We start from the raw sequence: 16,984 nt of genomic DNA, 5'->3' as shown, positions 1-16,984 counted from the left end.
AAACGAGATGAAAAAACTTCACGTATAATTCGAATGCTATTACATAGAACTTACTTTTATGACAAAATATATAACATTATGAATAAAAAACGAAATATTCCAACATGAGAACCAGAAACAAAAATGCTTTCAACCCTCACGATATACTTTGTAACTTCTGTTTCACATACTTTTGTTCTTTCTAAAGTTTTTAATATGTTTCGCATATAAATAATCGTGATATCTTTTAGCAACATTCTTGATCATAACTATCATCTTTAGATGAGTACTATTTATGATTATTTTTTTCAGAAAAACCGCTCCACGCACTGCTTTATCTGACATTCACTAACCTAACTTGAGAGATGTTTTTTATCTTTATAGTTTTCCTCCATTCTTTATGACTTTATCTCCTCTTAAGAGGTTATATAATTCATGATATAACGCTAAATGTTTATCCTAACGATAAAGCCACTGAGCACCACCATCTTTACGCTTATAAAAGAACAAGCCAGCACCATCACACACTTATGTTAGATCTCGATGTTGCAGAGGAGCCCTTGATACTTGAGATGGTTTATAAGAAGCATTGTAATCCTTCCTTGTACAGTTTTTAACCACCATAAACCATATTATGTAAGATCTCTTGGACTCTGCTATTTTTACGTTTACGAAGATACCAGCATTTTTTTCTTTTAAAATGTTTCCACTATTCATGAAATATGGTTCGGTATATAGATACTTGAGATTTTTATTCACATACCAATTCCACATATTAATGTACAAAAGAATATTTTTTAATTGTAAATGCAAAAAATTGAAATAAGAGAATTCTTCTATACTTGCGGTTCTTATGACAATGACAAAATGATTAATTATCTTTATAAATTAAAATATTTCTTGTCTGTGGTGATAAAGCAGGAATAAAAATACGTCGCGACTGACGACGCTGTACGAGCAAACCCTGATAAACACGTTTTTGTGCCTGACACATTAAGAGTCCACCAAAATAAGGCAAAAGATAGCGAGCAAATGGCTCGTAAAAAAATGAGAACAACCGCGAAAAATACCCCGTAGAGGGCATATAGTGTACAATTTCTTGTATTGGCCCAGAAACAAAATTTGTTTTTTCGAACAAACGAGTAATTTGTTGCCGACTATAGGGTTCGCCATAACCAAAGGGCGTAGTAATATTGCGCGCCCAAAAGCCAGAGCGATTAGGTACAATAACGATCAAGTGGCCATTGGGTGCTAAAACACGCCATATTTCATTCAACGTTTCAAATGAATTTTCTGTATATTCTAATGCATGTACCAATAAAATACAGTCAACTGACGCATCCGGAAGCGGCAAATCTTCTTCAAAAACAAGCGCTGTAGCAACTTGCTCAGAACAAGGCCAAGGCGAAACACCCTGAGCAGCAGGCATAAAAGCAAAACATTGTTGGGCACGTTCACGCAATGTAGAAAGATAAGGAAGTGCATAACCCAATCCCATAATCCGTTTATCCGTAAGATCAGGCCACCATAAATTCAATTGGTCACACAGCGTCTTTTGCACACGCAGTCCAAGTGCAGAAGCATAAAAATCTTTCAGCGTAACGATATCCAACTCAACATACCATGTAGAAACAAATTTCAAACATTACAGATTTTCATATACCAAACCTATATGGACTTCTGCTTTTTTTCCGCAATAGCGAACATTTCAATATTGCATATCTTAAACTTAAATGATTAAAAAATCAGTACAACAGGATGATTATTGCCTTACAAGCACTTTAATCATTTTTTTGGAGATAAACCCCATAGAGGTTCTTCATACACTGTTTTTGACATCAATTAAGAAAAAAGCCAACACTGGTTAATTAAAATGAAGCAATCTTTCAAGATAGTTTTTTTCTTCTTCTGAAAGATGCTCTTTACCAAGACGTTTGCGAATTTCATCCAAAATCTGCCGCGTACGCATTTGATCACTTTCTTGTGGTAGTGCCTCGCCTTCTTGTTCTTCATCTGTTGTTGAAGAAAGTGGACGTCCTAACGGATCTTTAGGACCAAAATCAGCATTTTGATCATCTCCCGTTTCTTTAAGTGTTTCGCGCATTTTTTTCAAAACATTTTGTGCACCTTGCCTCAAAGATTCCAAAGCATCAGACTGATTTTGTATAGATACCTGATGATTTCCATTATCAAGAGCATTTTCCGCAGAATTCATTTTTTCTTCTGCCCTTTTCAACGCCCCCCCTGTTTCAAATCCTTGTTCTGATAATTCTTTTTCTAATGTTGATAATTCAGATTGCAATTCAGCTTGACGTTTTTTTAAAGATTTTTTTTGTGTTTCCGGTACATTTTCTCCGCGTTTTTGTTCCATCTCTAACTGATGTGTTTCATTGAGAATTTCTTGCTGACGACGCATTAAATCTCCAAGCTGGTCCATCTTTTCTTTCATTTGTGCAGATTGGCTTTTTTCTCCCTCATTTTGATTGCCTTTTTGCACATGCAAATGATCAAGCGTCTGTTCAACTTCCGCCAAGAGTTGTTCAGCTGCTAAAGAAGAGCCCGTTTTAGCCATTTCCTCAATTAAATTTAGCTTTTCTTGTAATGTAGATTCAGAAAGATTAGGACTTTTTGAGCTTTTAGAATTTTTAGAAACTTGACTATCCGGTGCTTTTTCAGCCAAAGCACGAATATACTCATCCATAGCTTGACGTAAATCTGCCATAAGCCGTTCAATTTCTGCCGCTGAAGCACCGTAACGCAATGCATCACGTAAAGCAGCTTGTGCTTGTTTTAACTTTTTTTGCACGGATTCAAGCTGATTATCTTCAATACCCAAAGCAATTTGCCATAAATAATCCACCACATCGCGCAAATCCTCGTCTGTTTGTGCTAAAGAAAGTCTTGTCCACGCACTTTGTAGAACAATAAAATGCGATGCATTTTGCAACCCCTTTTCTGGACGCACAAGCAAAGCAGAAAGCATATCCAATACACGCTCTTTCACAGAAGCATCAAGAGCTAATAGACGACGCAATTCAACCACTGCGCGTGCAACAGGATTCGAAAAAACACGCTGTGGTAATATCATAACAAAAGTTTTGCTACGCCCTTTCTGCCCCGCACCATCTTCTGCCACCAAAGTAATTTTGACTTGCGAACCTGCCCATGGATGCGCTGATATATCCTGCACCATTCGCATTTTCCCCTTTCCACCACGCGGAAGAAGAAGCTCTATTTCCGGAGCATTATAAAGAGAAGAAGCACTTTTATTCTGAGGAAGAAAAGGCTCTATTTCAACAAAAGCCTTTGTCACACCATAATCATCATCCACCACATATCGTAACTCCAATGATCCCGTTAAAATCCTCCCTGGTTTTTCCAACCAATGAATTGTTGGAAGCGTGTCCTTAATTATCTGCAAATGCCATTGCTGTTTTTTACGACGTGATGATACAAATAAATTTATTGAATGCTTTAAATGTGTTTCAAAATGAACAATTGGATCATTCAAAGCTGTTTGTTCCGTTTTCTCTGAAAACGAAACTTCCCTCCCATCTTCTACAGACTTTGCTTTTACTGTAATGCCAGCCCCATTGACAACACGCACAACAACATTACTCCCTTCAGGGATTTCTCGTTGTGTTTTCTCATCTTTTGTCAAATAAATCGGTGCCACACCGGTATAAGCAGGTGGTGTTACCCAAGCATCAATCCGCATGAGTTTTTCATCAACGACAGGACGAAAATCAAAGGCATCAGCCAAACGCCCCCCTTGTGAACCAAAAGAAAAACTAAAAGCGCACACAAAAAGAAGAGCACACAAAGCCCTCAAAGCCAAAGGATCATAATCCGCACTATTAAGAGAGATAAATCCCGTTTTTAAATGGTATAATTGCTTTGCCATTCGGCGTTGATGTTCACGCCAAATAACAGCACTAAAATCTTCATCATTTTCAGAACATAAACGATCTGTCTGAATATTCAAAGGCTGGTGTCTAAGATCATTGACGCATTCAAGGCGGCAATTTACTTCCCGCATTGTGGGAAACCGAAAACGAATAAGAAAAAATAAACTCGCCCCAGCACAAATAAGTATAACCCCAAGTAAGAGCAAATGTGACCAATAGCCCAAAATGCCAAAAAGTCCCAACCAGCTAAACGAACAAAAGAGACTAAGAACGAGGAAAAATGGCAACAACCGTACCCACATCCGTTCAAATGAAAGGATCCCCCACATCAAAATGCGCACACACAAAAGCTTCATTGCAAAACCTTTGATGTTTTTATTTTTCATAAACAAGCATTTATCCCCTTTTATCGTGGTGCATTAAGATCATAAACCCCATACAAAACAATTTCTAGAAAATAAATTGTTTCATCAAAGTTTAGTAAAAATAAGACCCAAAATATTTAATAATGCTCAATCTAATTTGGGCTCAATCCAATCTGGAATATGATCACAGCCTATCAATTGCGTATAATCAAGGCGTGGACGAACGACTGCATAACGTGTACCCTGAACCAGAACTTCCGGCACCAAAAGTCGACTATTATAAGTGCTTGCCATCACTGCGCCATAAGCCCCTGCTCCTGTTAACATCAAAACATCACCCGCTTTCAACACTGGTAAAGAACGTTCCAAGCCTAAATAATCACCAGTTTCACAAATAGGACCAACAATATCAGCATTAATCAGAGGGGCATCTACTGGTGTTTTTTTCACTGGCATTACATTTTGCCACGCATCATAAAGCGTTGGACGCATGAAATCATTCATCGCCGCATCAACAATAACAAAATTTCGTCCTTCCCCCTTTTTTAAATACACAACCGATGTTACCAACACACCGGCTTCACCAACAATACTACGCCCAGGTTCTAGGATAATATTGATCCCTAAAGGCGCAATATGTTTCTTTACCAGTGCTGCATACTCAAAAGGAGAAGGTACTGGATGCTTCTCATAACCATAAGGAATACCAAGCCCGCCCCCAATATCGATATGGGTTATCGCATAACCATTATTCCATAATTGACGCACAAAATCTGCAACAATAACAAATGCATCTTCAAACGGTTTTAAATCACAAATTTGACTGCCAATATGGAGATCAACACCACACACATGAAGACCAGGCAATTGAGCTGCTTTTTTATATGCATCACCCGCCAAAGACAGTGGAATACCAAATTTATTCTCAGACTTACCTGTTGTAATTTTCTTGTGAGTCTTAGCATCCACATCAGGATTAATGCGTAAAGAAATACGAGCCGTTTTTGAAAGCGCAGCAGCCCGCGCCGATAATTGTTCAAGTTCTGGCTCTGATTCAACGTTAAAACAATAAATATCTTGTGCAAGAGCAAAATCTATTTCTCTCACTGTTTTACCAACACCAGAATAAACAATATTCTGCGCAGGAATACCAACAGCAAGTGCACGCCGTAATTCCCCTTCTGAGACCACATCAGCTCCCGCTCCATTGTTAGCTAAAAGTTGTAAAACTGCTTGATTGGAATTCGCTTTAACCGCATAAGCAATTAAACTCGGCATATCATGAAATGCATTCTGATAATCTTTAAAATGTGCAACGATTGCGCTAGCTGAATAACAATAAAAAGGTGTTTCAACTTCTCGCGCAAGTTCCAAAAGAGAAAGACCTTCAGCGTGAAGCACACCCTGATGATAAGAAAAAAAACGCATAAAAATTCCTATTGTATTAACCGATCAAGAATAAAAGGTTTATCTGTTTTACCTTGAGAAACAAAAGTTCCTTGTGAAGAATTCACTCCTGTTGAAGGAGGTAACTCTAATGACCCTTTACGCCCACACCCAACGATACCCAAGCCCCCAAAAAGGACAATTATCAACCCCTTTAATATAATTTTCATCTGTCCTCTTTCCTCATCTCGATCTCTTTGTTACCTTTAAAATACAATCACTCAAGCGCTCACGAGACGCTTTTTCCAATACGCAATTTGCCGAAGAACCTCTGAAGGCGCTGTTCCCCCAAAGCTTTTACGACTTTCAACAGATTTTTCAACGGTCAAAACATCAAAAAGTGCCGCATTGATATCAGGACAAATTGCTTGAAGTTCATCTAATGATAAATCATGAAGGCGACACTGTTTTTTTTCTGCCAATGCCACAGCACACCCTGTGATGTGATGTGCTTCGCGAAAAGGAATCCCTAAATTGCGTACAAGCCAATCCGCAAAATCTGTAGCTGTTGCATACCCTAAATCCGCTGCTTGTTTCATGGCTTTTTTATTCACTTTCAAATCAGCAATCATCCCTGTCATTGCTGCTAGTGATAATTCCAAACTCAAAGCCCCATCAAACACATATTCCTTATCTTCTTGCATATCCTTTGAATAAGCAAGCGGTAATCCTTTCATCACCGTTAACAATCCCATAAGTGCACCATTCAATCGACCTGCTTTCGCTCGTACTAACTCTGCCGCATCAGGATTTCTCTTTTGTGGCATAATGGAAGACCCTGTTGAAAAAGCATCTGATAAATGAATAAAACAAAACTGTGCACTTGACCAAAGGACAATTTCTTCCGCCAATCGCGAAAGATGTGTTGCACAAAGAGCGCCAGCGCTTAAAAATTCCAATGCAAAGTCACGATCTGAAACACTATCAATTGAATTGCGTGTAGGTTCGCGAAAGCCTAGCGCTTTTGCTGTCATAAAACGGTCAATTGGAAAGCCTGTCCCCGCTAAAGCAGCCGCCCCTAAAGGCGATTCATTCATTCGCTCAAGAGCATCACGCATCCGCGATAAATCTCGACCAAACATTTCAACATAAGCCATCATATAATGACTCAATGTTACGGGTTGAGCCAATTGTAAATGCGTAAAGCCTGGCATAAAGGTATCAACATGTTGTTCTGCGCGAATAAGTAATTGCTCTATCAATCCTTTTAAAGCTTGTGCTATCTTTTGCGTTGCTTCACGTACCCACAAGCGAAAATCAACAGCAACTTGATCATTGCGTGAACGCGCCGTATGCAAACGCCCAGCTACAGGACCTATCAATTCGCTCAGCCGCGCTTCAATATTCATATGAATATCTTCAAGCTTTCGTGAAAAAACAAATTTACCGTCTTCAATTTCTTGGCGAATAAGTTTCAAACCATGAACAATTTTTTCATAATCTGATTGTGAAATGATTTTCGTTTGCGCTAACATAGCTGCATGAGAAAGAGAACCTTCAATATCTTGTCGATAAAGTTTTTGATCAAAATCAATAGAAGCATTAATTTCTTCCATAATTGCAGCAGGGCCTGCCGCAAACCGACCACCCCACATTTGGTTCTTTAACTTCTCATCTGTCATATTCTGAAAACACCCATCCAAAGGACAAAATTATGATTTTTCAAATTTTCATCAGCGAAAAAAACAATAAAAAAAGGCAACTCTCCCTTGCATTCTTTATCATTGCACTGAGTTTATACGCAACCATAAACTACGATACCAAAAGAGAGTTTTTTCTTTTCAATTTCATTTCAGCAGCACAAGCACAAGAAATAAACATTAATAAAGCACGAGCAGAAAAAATGATGGCGATACGAAAAGCAGCAAAAGGCTTTTTTAGCCACATACGATTTGCTGATACGCTCTCAGATATGAATAAACTCTCTTTCAAGGATATTCAAGGAAAAGAGCACACACTCAGCGAATTTACCGGAAAACCAATGCTGGTCAATCTATGGGCTATTTGGTGTGCACCTTGCCGCACAGAAATGCCTGAACTTGCGCAATTAAAACGTGAATTAGGTGGAGAAAACTTTGATGTCATAGCTATAAATATCGATAAAACTGCTTCTCTTGAAAAAATTCAGCAATTTTTACAGAATATTCATTCAGATAATTTGCTTTACTATCGCGATGAAACAATGGATATTTTCAACAATGTTAGAAAACAGGGGCTCGCTTTAGGACTCCCCATTACATTGCTCATTGATAAAGAGGGATATCTCATTGCTTCCTTCAATGGTGCAGCTCCATGGGCCAATGACGATGCCAAAGCACTTATAAAAGCAGTCATTAAAGAAGCCCTATAACTTTAATAACCGCGTCTTTTTAAACGTTGTATAACAAGATCCAGTGCTGACAAAAAAGCAGAACGGTCTTTACGAGAAAAAGGACGGGGACCACCTATTATACTGCCCTGTCCACGCAAATCTTCCATCAAATTGCGCATCGCCAAAGCCTGACCAATTGAATTTACATCAAAAATACGCCCCGTTGGCGAAAGACAACCCCCCCCAGCTTGCACAACCCGCGCTGCTAAAGGAATATCACTGGTAATAACGATACTTGCCTCATGCACATGTTCTACGATCCAATCATCAGCACCATTGAATTCACCAGCAACGACCACTCTTTCAATGAGTGCTTCATCTGGAAGGGACAAAGAACGATTTGCCACAACAAATGTCTTAAGCTGATAACGATTCATCACACGATAAACTTCATCTTTTACAGGACAAGCATCTGCATCAATCAACAAAGTGATAGCAGGCTTTATTGGGATAATCATACCTTGGCTTTCAAGCAATAATAAGCTCTTTCATTTATCTGAATGTTGCAAATCCTTGCGATAAAACATTATCGCCGCGTTTATTTCTCCTCCCAAAATAAAAATTGCACTCAATATGTACAGAAAAATAATAGCAACCATAATAGATGCCAACCCTGCATAGGTAGAAATATAATCAAACATCGTTAAATATTGCGCAAAAGCGATAGAAGCCATAAACCATATAAACATTGTCACCACTATTCCTGGTAAAATATCTATAATTTTCCGCCGCCCTGCTGGAAGCCATTTATGAACAATCAAAAGACTGATAAACAAAATAACGATTGCAACTGTATAACGCCATACACGAATAACAGCAATATATTCAGTCATAAAAAAAGAATGATTTTGCATAATTTTGATCAACAAAGGCGCCAGAATCAATAAAAAACTAATCACAACAAGACCAACAGCTCCAAGGATTACAAAAAACAGACTTTGAAAACGACAAAATAACAAACTCCGTCGATCAGTAACACGGTAAGCTTTATTTAAAGCCGTACGCAAAGCCTCTATCCCATTAGAAGCAAAATAAGCCGCTCCAATGACAGAAAGCGTCAACACACCTCCTCGATGAATGGTTAAAACATTAACAATTTCCTGAGATAAAGGCTCTGCAATAACATCAGGCAATAACTGCACCAGTGCTTTAATTTTTTGCGGTGTATAAGTAAAAGCACCTAGAAAACGAGCAAAAGATGTTCCAAAAATAAAAAAAGGGAAAAATGCTAAAAGCCCCGATAGCGCAACATGGCTTGCAAAAGCACTCCCATTATCACGCCAATAATGACTTACTGCGTCACACAAAATACGATAGCTATACCAAAAGATATTTTTTAACAAAACTCAATACTTTCTGGTAAAACTCTTCCTCAGTCTATTTCAAGTTTTATAAAAATCATCAAAACTCTGCAAATAAACATTTTGCAATGTTGCAATATAACGGTCAATAATCAATACGGTCAAGCCCGACTTTATACCAAAACAAAAACAATAACCCACTCTCTGAAGTTCTACAACGACCTCATTTTTTTGTTACTTCTACAGATCAGTAACCTCTTCTGTACATCATATGCCCTATAGAGAACTAAGCAAGATGATCGTGCACACATAAAACCTTTTGAAGTCATGGTTATCTATATCGGAGCAATCGCCACTCTTTTTTATTGCAATCTATGACTGAGTAGAGAAAAAACTTCTTATCGGTTTTTAGAAAAAACCAACGAAATTCAACAAAAACCTCTTGTTTTTACTCACCCTTTTTTAGAAACATTCTGACGCCCAAAATCAGGAGCATCAATTTCCTGTCCAGCATCAATAATATTGCGGCGTACAGCACGCGTACGTGTAAAAAAGTTAAACAGTGTCTCACCATCTCCTAAATGAATTGCCCGTTCTAAAAAAGCAAGCCCCTCACTAAAACGGCTCAACATTTCTAAAATAGCATCCTTATTATGCAAACAAATATCTCGCCACATAACGGGATCAGAAGATGCTAAACGCGTAAAATCACGAAAACCGGAAGCGGAATAAGCAATCACTTCCGAATTTGTTACTTTTTCTAAATCACTCGCTGTCCCAACAGTATTATACGCAATCAAATGGGGTAAATGTGAAACAATAGCCAAAACAAGATCATGATGCTTAGGTTCCATCTTTTCGACACGCGCACCACAAGCTTCCCAAAACGCTGTTAATTGTGCGACAGCAGCAGCATCGCTATCCGCAAAAGGCGTTAAAATACACCAACGATTCATAAATAAATCAGCAAAACCAGCATCCGGTCCTGAATATTCCGTTCCAGCAATTGGATGCCCTGGAATAAAATGAACCGTTTTTGGCAATAAAGGTGCCATTTCCGCAATAACCAACGCTTTCGTAGAACCAACATCACTCACAATCGCTCCAAGTTTTAAATGATCACGAATGGTTTTTGCCACTTCTGCACTAGCCCCAACAGGAACAGAAAGAATAACCAAATCTGCTCCTTCAACAGCTTTTGCATTATCTGTCGTATAAAAGTCCCCAAGCTCCAATTCTCGCGCTCTTTTCAGGGTTTCTGGACGACGTGTTGCAATAGAAATCTGAGCCGCAAGATTTTTCTTTTTAATCACTCTTGCTAAAGAAGACCCAATCAGACCGATCCCAATGAGTGCTATTTTTTCAAACTGAATATGGAGCATCTTTCACCTTCAAAGATTCTTTGCAAATGGCAATAAAGACTAATTGTAAAATCACAATTTTCTTGTTTGTTTGTTCAAGAGTTATGCGTAAAACATTAAAAAATGACAACTAGGGAATAAAGAATAACGCAGTTTACCAATTATCACCTGCGCAAGCTGACAACAGATCACTTTACCTAGAAAACACATAAAAAATAAATGACGAGAAATCTAACATCACGCTCTAAAACTCCCTCTTAATTACTGATCAAAGCGCATCACCGAAACAAAATAAAATGCACTCTCAATTAGGATAACAACGACTCTACATAAAATCCCATCAGTTTACTTTATCTTACTAATTTACTCACAAAAAAACACATCAAAAGCGTAAGCAGACACTAACTCTTCTCCAATTATCCCGATACGTTCATTAATTTGTACATTAGACCTATATAAAACGTATTGCGCCTCCACCTACAACATCAACATAAGTTTCGCGAATATTGAAAACACCGTAAAACAACGCATACCAAAAGATACCATTAAAAACATTTTCCTCTCCCGATTCCGGATACCATAAATCAAATAAATATGAGAAAAACACGCCCTCTCAATAAAGAAAAAGTTTGATAACAAAAACACCGAATATCCCTTTAATGGAATCACACCCCTCACGTAAAACAGAACGCCCTCAACAGAATAAATTTGGATTACAAATTCATGGGTTTGTTTTAAAAGACATCTCGCTCCCTAGCCTATCTTACGACAGTGTTCGTAAATGTTATAACTATAAATCTATTAAGCACGACCCTCTTCACACTTAATAAAACACTATCATTATATTTTCCTACCCCCAATGTTGCAAAAAACCTTGGAATTTGAGAGCATTCATAAGAGGCATTTTTAGTGCTTTCTTGTACAGTTTTTATCCACACGCCCCCCCCACTTATGACGTGCAAAAGACATTGTTCTGATTGATTTAATATGAAAAATAATAAATTATTAATAATAAACAATGGCTAGCTCTGTTTATGAGACACATTCATTGCTAAGATAATCATCTCTGTATCAAACATAAAAGTTTCCCCATAGGTGCTGTGGTTTTCATCATAATCTATTTTGACTTTCTTCTCATCCCATGAAGATTCTTAATTCATACCGATCTGCAAACAATTCATTTTCTTGTCTAAAAGATTCCTCTGGCTCACTATTTTAAGTGATTCAATTAATCTATAATACATTGATTTATAAAAATAATACTTTTTTTCAATTTGAATCATAACTTCGAATACTGTAAAATTCTTCCATCACAAACCCTCTTATCAATTAAAATCTCTTGGCTACACGTCACAAGAAGACATGTGAGAAAAAATGATGAAAAACGCTCTCTAATGCTAAAAACTGTAGTAACATTAGAGGCTAGCAAAGTATATAATGAGTGTCGACTTGCGCTTTTATTAAGCATAAAGATAGAGTTGCTCTATGGGTTTTATATTCTTCACAAGGAACTTTACTTCTACACCATTCATAAACACCGCCGCGAAATAGATATGACGCGTATTGAAAAATATTTCTAAGAAAGCGTATGAATCTACCATACAAGTGTCTTCTGTTGTTTGAGATACTCTGTTTTACATGGGGGTGTTACTCCATTAAGACTCTATGAACCAACCTAATATTCACCAAATACCCACACAAAAAACATCGAACACATAAAATTTGATATGGGCCTCGTATCACTATCCTAAAAACAGTATTTTACGACACAACAAAATAATAAAACTGTTTCAAAATGGCCTTTTGAAAATAAACTATTTCTTTTGAAGAAAAATTTCTATCAAGCTTTCAAGCTCCTAAAATGCATCCTCAAAAATACAAGTTCCATCAACCTCTACTTGATAGCATAACAGTTTTAATTACTGAAAATACCTCTGTGGTATACCAAAAATAAAAAATCATTATATTTCTAGGCTGTTAAGCTGCCATCTGGCGTCGTGCAATAATTGTAAGCCCTAACAAAACTTGACGAATGATAGCTTCGCCCAAAAGTGGATTTTTACGACTGTCTAAAACAGCACTCTGAATTCTTTCCATTGCATAAGAAATTTGTTCTAACTTCCAATATTTTAAAGCTTGTTCAACGATCTTTTTCCGTTGAAAAAAAATGGGAGGGCGTGCCTGAGAAACCACCGTAAAAGGTGAATTTCCTTCAACCTCTACCTGATAACGCAATAGCTGTAATTGCTGAAAATGCCTTTGAGCTGTACTCAAAATTAAAAAAAGTGCCCCCTGCACTGCTGCATGTCGGTTAAAATGCGCTTCAAAGCCTGATATATCGCCCAATAAAAGAGCATCAATGACTTCATCTTGAGAAAGAGCACTGACATCGCTTACAACAGCTTTCACATCTTCAAGAGTAATATGAACATTTGCAGCGTAAAGACAAAGCTTTTCTAATTCACTGCGTGATACAAGGCGATCCGCCCCTAAACATTCATGCAACCATCTACGTGCATCTAAAGAAAGAGTCTTCTTAAACTGTCCTAAAACCTCATCAATCAAACCGTCAAGAGACCGCATATCATCGGCAAAACAGGGCAAAGCCATCGCTTTTGATGCTGTTTCAATAGCATTGCGCAACCCTGTTCCTTTTTTTAAATCCCCTGCCTCAATGAGAATAAAACAAGCTTCTGGTGGTTTCTCAATTAAAAGTTTTAAGGCAGCAAGAAAACCTTTTTGGTTAGCAGCATTAGAGATCCATATCAAACGATCTCCCCCAAAAAGCGATAACGTACGCGCTTCATTTTCTAAACGTGCAGGATCTTTATCAATTTCAGCAGCATCCAAACGAATTGTCGAAAATGGATCTTCTATTGCTACCCGTGTAAGTTTTGCAAAACATTGTGCACGCTCACAAATAAGACCACGATCTGGCCCATAAATGAGAACAATAGGAAAAGCACGTGAAAAACGCATTAGAAACTGATCAACTTCATGTGCTTTTTTCTGAGCCACACTATTAATCCATTAACAGTTCATCATCATCAAGAACTTCCCCGCGAACTTTCTGAAACATGCCAATTAAATCATTGACATCCAAGCCCTTACGCTCTTCATGACAGACATCCAAAATCACTTTTCCACCATGCAACATCAAGGTACGATCGCCATAATCAAGAGCCTGACGCATAGAATGAGTCACCATGATAGTCGTTAATTTTTTCTCTTCAACGATTTTTTCAGTCAACCGCATCACAAAATCAGCCATTCCAGGATCAAGCGCTGAGGTATGTTCATCAAGCAATAAAACATCCGCATGTGCTAATGTTGCCATCACAAGACAAACTGCTTGGCGTTGCCCACCTGATAAACTATCCATAGGATTATGAATATATGCTTCAAGACCAATGCCTAATTGAGCAATTTTCTCTCGAAAAAATTGCCGTTTCTCATGATTTAAAGCCGCACGCAAACCACGACGACTTCCTCGAAGAGCAGCAAGAGCCAAATTTTCTTCAATTGTTAAAGAACCACAACTTCCCTCTAAAGAATCTTGAAAAACACAAGCAATCTTTCCAGCGCGTTCACTGACTGATTGCCTAGAAACATTTTGTCCATTGATAACCACTTTCCCTGTTGAAGGAAGCGTTGCACCCGCTAAAACACTAAGCAAAGTTGATTTACCAGCACCATTTGAACCAATAACCGTAACAAAACTACCCTGATCAATTTTCAGGTTAATATCAATTAAAGCCTGTTTTTCCAAAGGTGTTTGCGGTTTAAATGTGACCCCAACATGAAAAAACTCAATCACGTTTATGCCTCCTCCAATAGCGTGGCACAATAAGGGTTAAAATAACCAACAGTGAAGTAATCAACTGAAGATCTGTCGACGTATCAATACCAATGCCATTTGCTTCAAATGCAAATTGCACCGCCACACGATAAAGCACAGACCCTACAATACAGCTGATTATAATCCAAAAAATATTGCGCGTACGAAAGAGAGTTTCACCGATAATCACGGCTGCCAATCCAAAAACAATTGTTCCAATTCCACCGGTAATATCTGTTGCAATCGCAGTTTGAATATAAAGAGAACCACCAAGTGCCACACACGCATTGGAAAGCCCCATTCCAAAATATATCAATGCTGATGTATGAACACCTTGCGCCGTCGCCATGCGTGGATTAGCTCCCATTGCACGCATAGCAAGACCAATTTCACTTTCCAAAAAGCGCCAAATCAAAAACGCCATAACGAGCAACACAATACCAACGAAAAGAGGACGCACAAAAATATCGGACAAACCAAACAGATTATAAAAGGGGGTTAACGCCGTATCAGCAAGTGCTAAATTAACATTAGACCCTCCCATAATTCCCATAATACGAAGATTAACTGTATAAAGTGCTGACATTGTTAAAATAGAAGCTAAAAGATTCAAAATGCCAAAACGCAAATTCAATAGAGCTGTTAATAAACCAGCCGCCATACCTGCACAAAAAGCGCATACCATAGCTGTCCATGCATTGAAACCCAAGAGAATCAAAACACCACAGACACAGGAACCAAGAAGAAACGATCCATCAACTGTTAAATCAGGAAAATCTAAAACCCGAAATGAAAGATAAACCCCTATAGCAACAAACGCATAAATAAGGCCTAATTCCACAGCACCAGAAAACGCAAATATATTCATGTAAAGACAATCCCCATGAAAACTTAACGTATTTTTATTGTATCAACACTCTATCAATAAAAGTTATTGAATCACTTTTGTTGCACGGTCAATAACTGCCTGCGGAATAACAATCCCTGCTTTTTGGGCTGCTTTCAAATCAATTCGAATGTCATTATTAGCCGCCTGCACAACATCAATATCACCAGGCTTTTCACCCTTTAGAATACGCACAACCAATTTCCCAGCATCAACCCCTACATCATAGAAATTCACACCTTGCGTCATAAAAGGCCCACGCCCGATAGTATTAGCATCAACAGTAAATACAGGCATATTGGCTTCCTCTGAGACCTTTATTGCACCTTCTAAAACAGATAAAATCGTATTATCAGCAGGAACAAAAATAATATCGACCTTACCGATTAAAGCGCGTGTTGCTGCCTGAACATCTGAAGGCTTTGGTGCCGATGAGGGAATAATTTCAATTCCAGCTTTTTTTGCTACATCCTTTAACGTTTTAAGTGTCGAAACAGAATTTGCCTCAGAAGCATTATAAAGATAACCAATTTTTTTCAAATCTGGTTTTACTTCTTGTAAAAGTCTAACACTTTCTGCAACATCTATACGATCAGAACTCCCCGTCATATTACCGCCAGGTTTGGTAAGTGAAGAAACGATTTTAGCTCCGATAGGATCAGAAATTGCTGCAAAGACGATAGGAATTGTTTTTGTTGCCGCAAGCATCGTTTGTGCTGAAGGCGTGGTAATTGCTACAATAACATCGGGTTTATCACCAACAAATTTACGCGCAATTTGCGTTGCTGTTGAAATATTACCCTGCGCTGATAAAAAGGTAAGTTGAAAATTTTCACCTTGCTTATAACCATTTGCTGCAAGCACATCTTCCACACCTTTACGAACAGCATCCGCAGCAGGATGGACCATAATTTGCGTTATTGCAACTTTAACGTGTTTAACTTGGTCATCGGCCTTTGCAACACTGTTCATCATAAAAACAGTTGCAATGATAATCCCTAATATATTTATTCTCTTCAACATTATATTCCACCCCTCTCCATGCAAAAATTAAAAAAGGAATAATTTATTACTGAAGAATTTTCTAAAATCAATCTTTATTTCATTTTATTTAAACATGGACAAAATAAATCAAACTAAAATGATATTTTTTTGTTGCAATTCGTAGAAGCCTACGCCATACAGACAAGACATATATCGAATCGGTAAGCGGGTGTAGCTCAGGGGTAGAGCACAACCTTGCCAAGGTTGGGGTCGTGGGTTCGAATCCCATCGCCCGCTCCATTGAATTTTGTATTTATTCGTTCTTGTGTGGATGTAGCTTACCAGCAGGTTTTGTATAATTTGCCACTAGGTTTTGTACCAATTTATTTTTTTTCAAAGAGTTTTTAAGGTGTTTGTAGCTTGCCAGCAGGTTTTGTATATTTTGCCACTAGGTTTTGTACCAATTTATTTTTTTCAAAGAGTTTTTAAGGGGTTCTCAAAGGGTCTTCAAAGACCTTTCAAAGATCATTTAAAGCCTCTTTTTC

Annotated in this window: 13 protein-coding genes and 1 tRNA gene; 2 read left to right on the top strand and 12 right to left on the bottom strand. The window is 38.0% G+C overall.

Annotated elements, in window-relative coordinates:
- Positions 1-850: 850 nt before the first annotated feature.
- From ACFINH_RS06335 to argH, 5 genes are all read right to left on the bottom strand, one after another.
- A complete protein-coding gene (locus ACFINH_RS06335) occupies positions 851-1,621 on the bottom strand; it encodes a class I SAM-dependent methyltransferase (protein WP_375632423.1) in 771 nt (256 codons plus the stop codon).
- A gap of 222 nt (positions 1,622-1,843) precedes the next feature.
- Complete coding sequence (locus tag ACFINH_RS06330) at positions 1,844-4,273, bottom strand: TIGR02302 family protein (protein WP_375632422.1); 2,430 nt, start codon at positions 4,271-4,273, stop codon at positions 1,844-1,846.
- A gap of 126 nt (positions 4,274-4,399) precedes the next feature.
- On the bottom strand, positions 4,400-5,680 hold the full coding sequence (gene lysA, locus ACFINH_RS06325) for a diaminopimelate decarboxylase (protein WP_375632421.1): 1,281 nt from the start codon (positions 5,678-5,680) through the stop codon (positions 4,400-4,402).
- An 8-nt stretch (positions 5,681-5,688) separates the two neighbouring features.
- Entirely contained in the window at positions 5,689-5,868 is a 180-nt protein-coding gene (locus ACFINH_RS06320) for an LPS translocon maturation chaperone LptM (protein ID WP_375622099.1), read from the bottom strand.
- 51 nt (positions 5,869-5,919) lie between these two features.
- Positions 5,920-7,320 carry an argininosuccinate lyase gene (gene argH / locus ACFINH_RS06315; RefSeq protein WP_375632420.1) on the bottom strand — a complete coding sequence of 467 codons (1,401 nt, stop codon included), beginning with the start codon at positions 7,318-7,320 and terminating at the stop codon, positions 5,920-5,922.
- A 32-nt stretch (positions 7,321-7,352) separates the two neighbouring features.
- Between argH and ACFINH_RS06310 the strand changes: the two genes are divergently transcribed.
- A complete protein-coding gene (locus ACFINH_RS06310; RefSeq protein ID WP_375632419.1) occupies positions 7,353-8,048 on the top strand; it encodes a TlpA disulfide reductase family protein in 696 nt (231 codons plus the stop codon).
- A gap of 2 nt (positions 8,049-8,050) precedes the next feature.
- Here ACFINH_RS06310 and ACFINH_RS06305 read toward each other — a convergent pair whose 3' ends face one another.
- From ACFINH_RS06305 to ACFINH_RS06275, 7 genes are all read right to left on the bottom strand, one after another.
- The gene (locus ACFINH_RS06305) at positions 8,051-8,527 is read right to left on the bottom strand and encodes a YaiI/YqxD family protein (RefSeq protein WP_375632440.1); all 477 of its coding nucleotides are present in this window, start codon (positions 8,525-8,527) and stop codon (positions 8,051-8,053) included.
- 30 nt (positions 8,528-8,557) lie between these two features.
- Positions 8,558-9,412 (bottom strand): YihY/virulence factor BrkB family protein, encoded by an 855-nt coding sequence (locus ACFINH_RS06300; RefSeq protein WP_375612736.1) that lies wholly within the window; start codon positions 9,410-9,412, stop codon positions 8,558-8,560.
- Positions 9,413-9,822: 410 nt separating this feature from the next.
- Positions 9,823-10,752 (bottom strand): prephenate/arogenate dehydrogenase family protein, encoded by a 930-nt coding sequence (locus ACFINH_RS06295; protein WP_375622095.1) that lies wholly within the window; start codon positions 10,750-10,752, stop codon positions 9,823-9,825.
- Positions 10,753-12,708: 1,956 nt separating this feature from the next.
- A complete protein-coding gene (gene holA, locus ACFINH_RS06290) occupies positions 12,709-13,749 on the bottom strand; it encodes a DNA polymerase III subunit delta (protein ID WP_375632418.1) in 1,041 nt (346 codons plus the stop codon).
- Between the two features lie 4 nt (positions 13,750-13,753).
- Positions 13,754-14,548, bottom strand: coding sequence for an ABC transporter ATP-binding protein (locus tag ACFINH_RS06285; RefSeq protein WP_375618340.1), 795 nt, complete (start codon positions 14,546-14,548; stop codon positions 13,754-13,756).
- Complete coding sequence (locus ACFINH_RS06280; RefSeq protein ID WP_375632417.1) at positions 14,541-15,437, bottom strand: ABC transporter permease; 897 nt, start codon at positions 15,435-15,437, stop codon at positions 14,541-14,543. Before ACFINH_RS06280 ends, ACFINH_RS06285 begins: the two co-directional genes overlap by 8 nt.
- Before the next feature lie 63 nt (positions 15,438-15,500).
- Positions 15,501-16,478 (bottom strand): ABC transporter substrate-binding protein, encoded by a 978-nt coding sequence (locus ACFINH_RS06275; protein WP_273790096.1) that lies wholly within the window; start codon positions 16,476-16,478, stop codon positions 15,501-15,503.
- Between the two features lie 186 nt (positions 16,479-16,664).
- On the opposite strand from ACFINH_RS06275, the gene ACFINH_RS06270 reads away from it, so the two are divergent.
- Positions 16,665-16,739: transfer RNA gene (locus ACFINH_RS06270), tRNA-Gly, on the top strand.
- Positions 16,740-16,984 lie beyond the last annotated feature (245 nt).

Source organism: Bartonella sp. AA74HLJMH (assembly GCF_042197045.1).
Classification (GTDB): domain Bacteria; phylum Pseudomonadota; class Alphaproteobacteria; order Rhizobiales; family Rhizobiaceae; genus Bartonella.
Note: the sequence above shows the minus strand (reverse complement) of the source record. Positions and strands in the feature narration are given on the sequence as shown.

Excerpts from the sequence above, each read along its gene's own strand:
- ACFINH_RS06330 (WP_375632422.1), bottom strand. The coding sequence starts at position 4,273 with ATGAAAAATAAAAACATCAAAGGTTTTGCAATGAAGCTTTTGTGTGTG.
- ACFINH_RS06280 (WP_375632417.1), bottom strand. The coding sequence starts at position 15,437 with ATGAATATATTTGCGTTTTCTGGTGCTGTGGAATTAGGCCTTATTTAT.
- argH (WP_375632420.1), bottom strand. The coding sequence starts at position 7,320 with ATGACAGATGAGAAGTTAAAGAACCAAATGTGGGGTGGTCGGTTTGCG.
- ACFINH_RS06295 (WP_375622095.1), bottom strand. The coding sequence starts at position 10,752 with ATGCTCCATATTCAGTTTGAAAAAATAGCACTCATTGGGATCGGTCTG.
- ACFINH_RS06305 (WP_375632440.1), bottom strand. The coding sequence starts at position 8,527 with ATGATTATCCCAATAAAGCCTGCTATCACTTTGTTGATTGATGCAGAT.
- ACFINH_RS06320 (WP_375622099.1), bottom strand. The coding sequence starts at position 5,868 with ATGAAAATTATATTAAAGGGGTTGATAATTGTCCTTTTTGGGGGCTTG.
- lysA (WP_375632421.1), bottom strand. The coding sequence starts at position 5,680 with ATGCGTTTTTTTTCTTATCATCAGGGTGTGCTTCACGCTGAAGGTCTT.
- ACFINH_RS06310 (WP_375632419.1), top strand. The coding sequence starts at position 7,353 with ATGATTTTTCAAATTTTCATCAGCGAAAAAAACAATAAAAAAAGGCAA.
- ACFINH_RS06275 (WP_273790096.1), bottom strand. The coding sequence starts at position 16,478 with ATGTTGAAGAGAATAAATATATTAGGGATTATCATTGCAACTGTTTTT.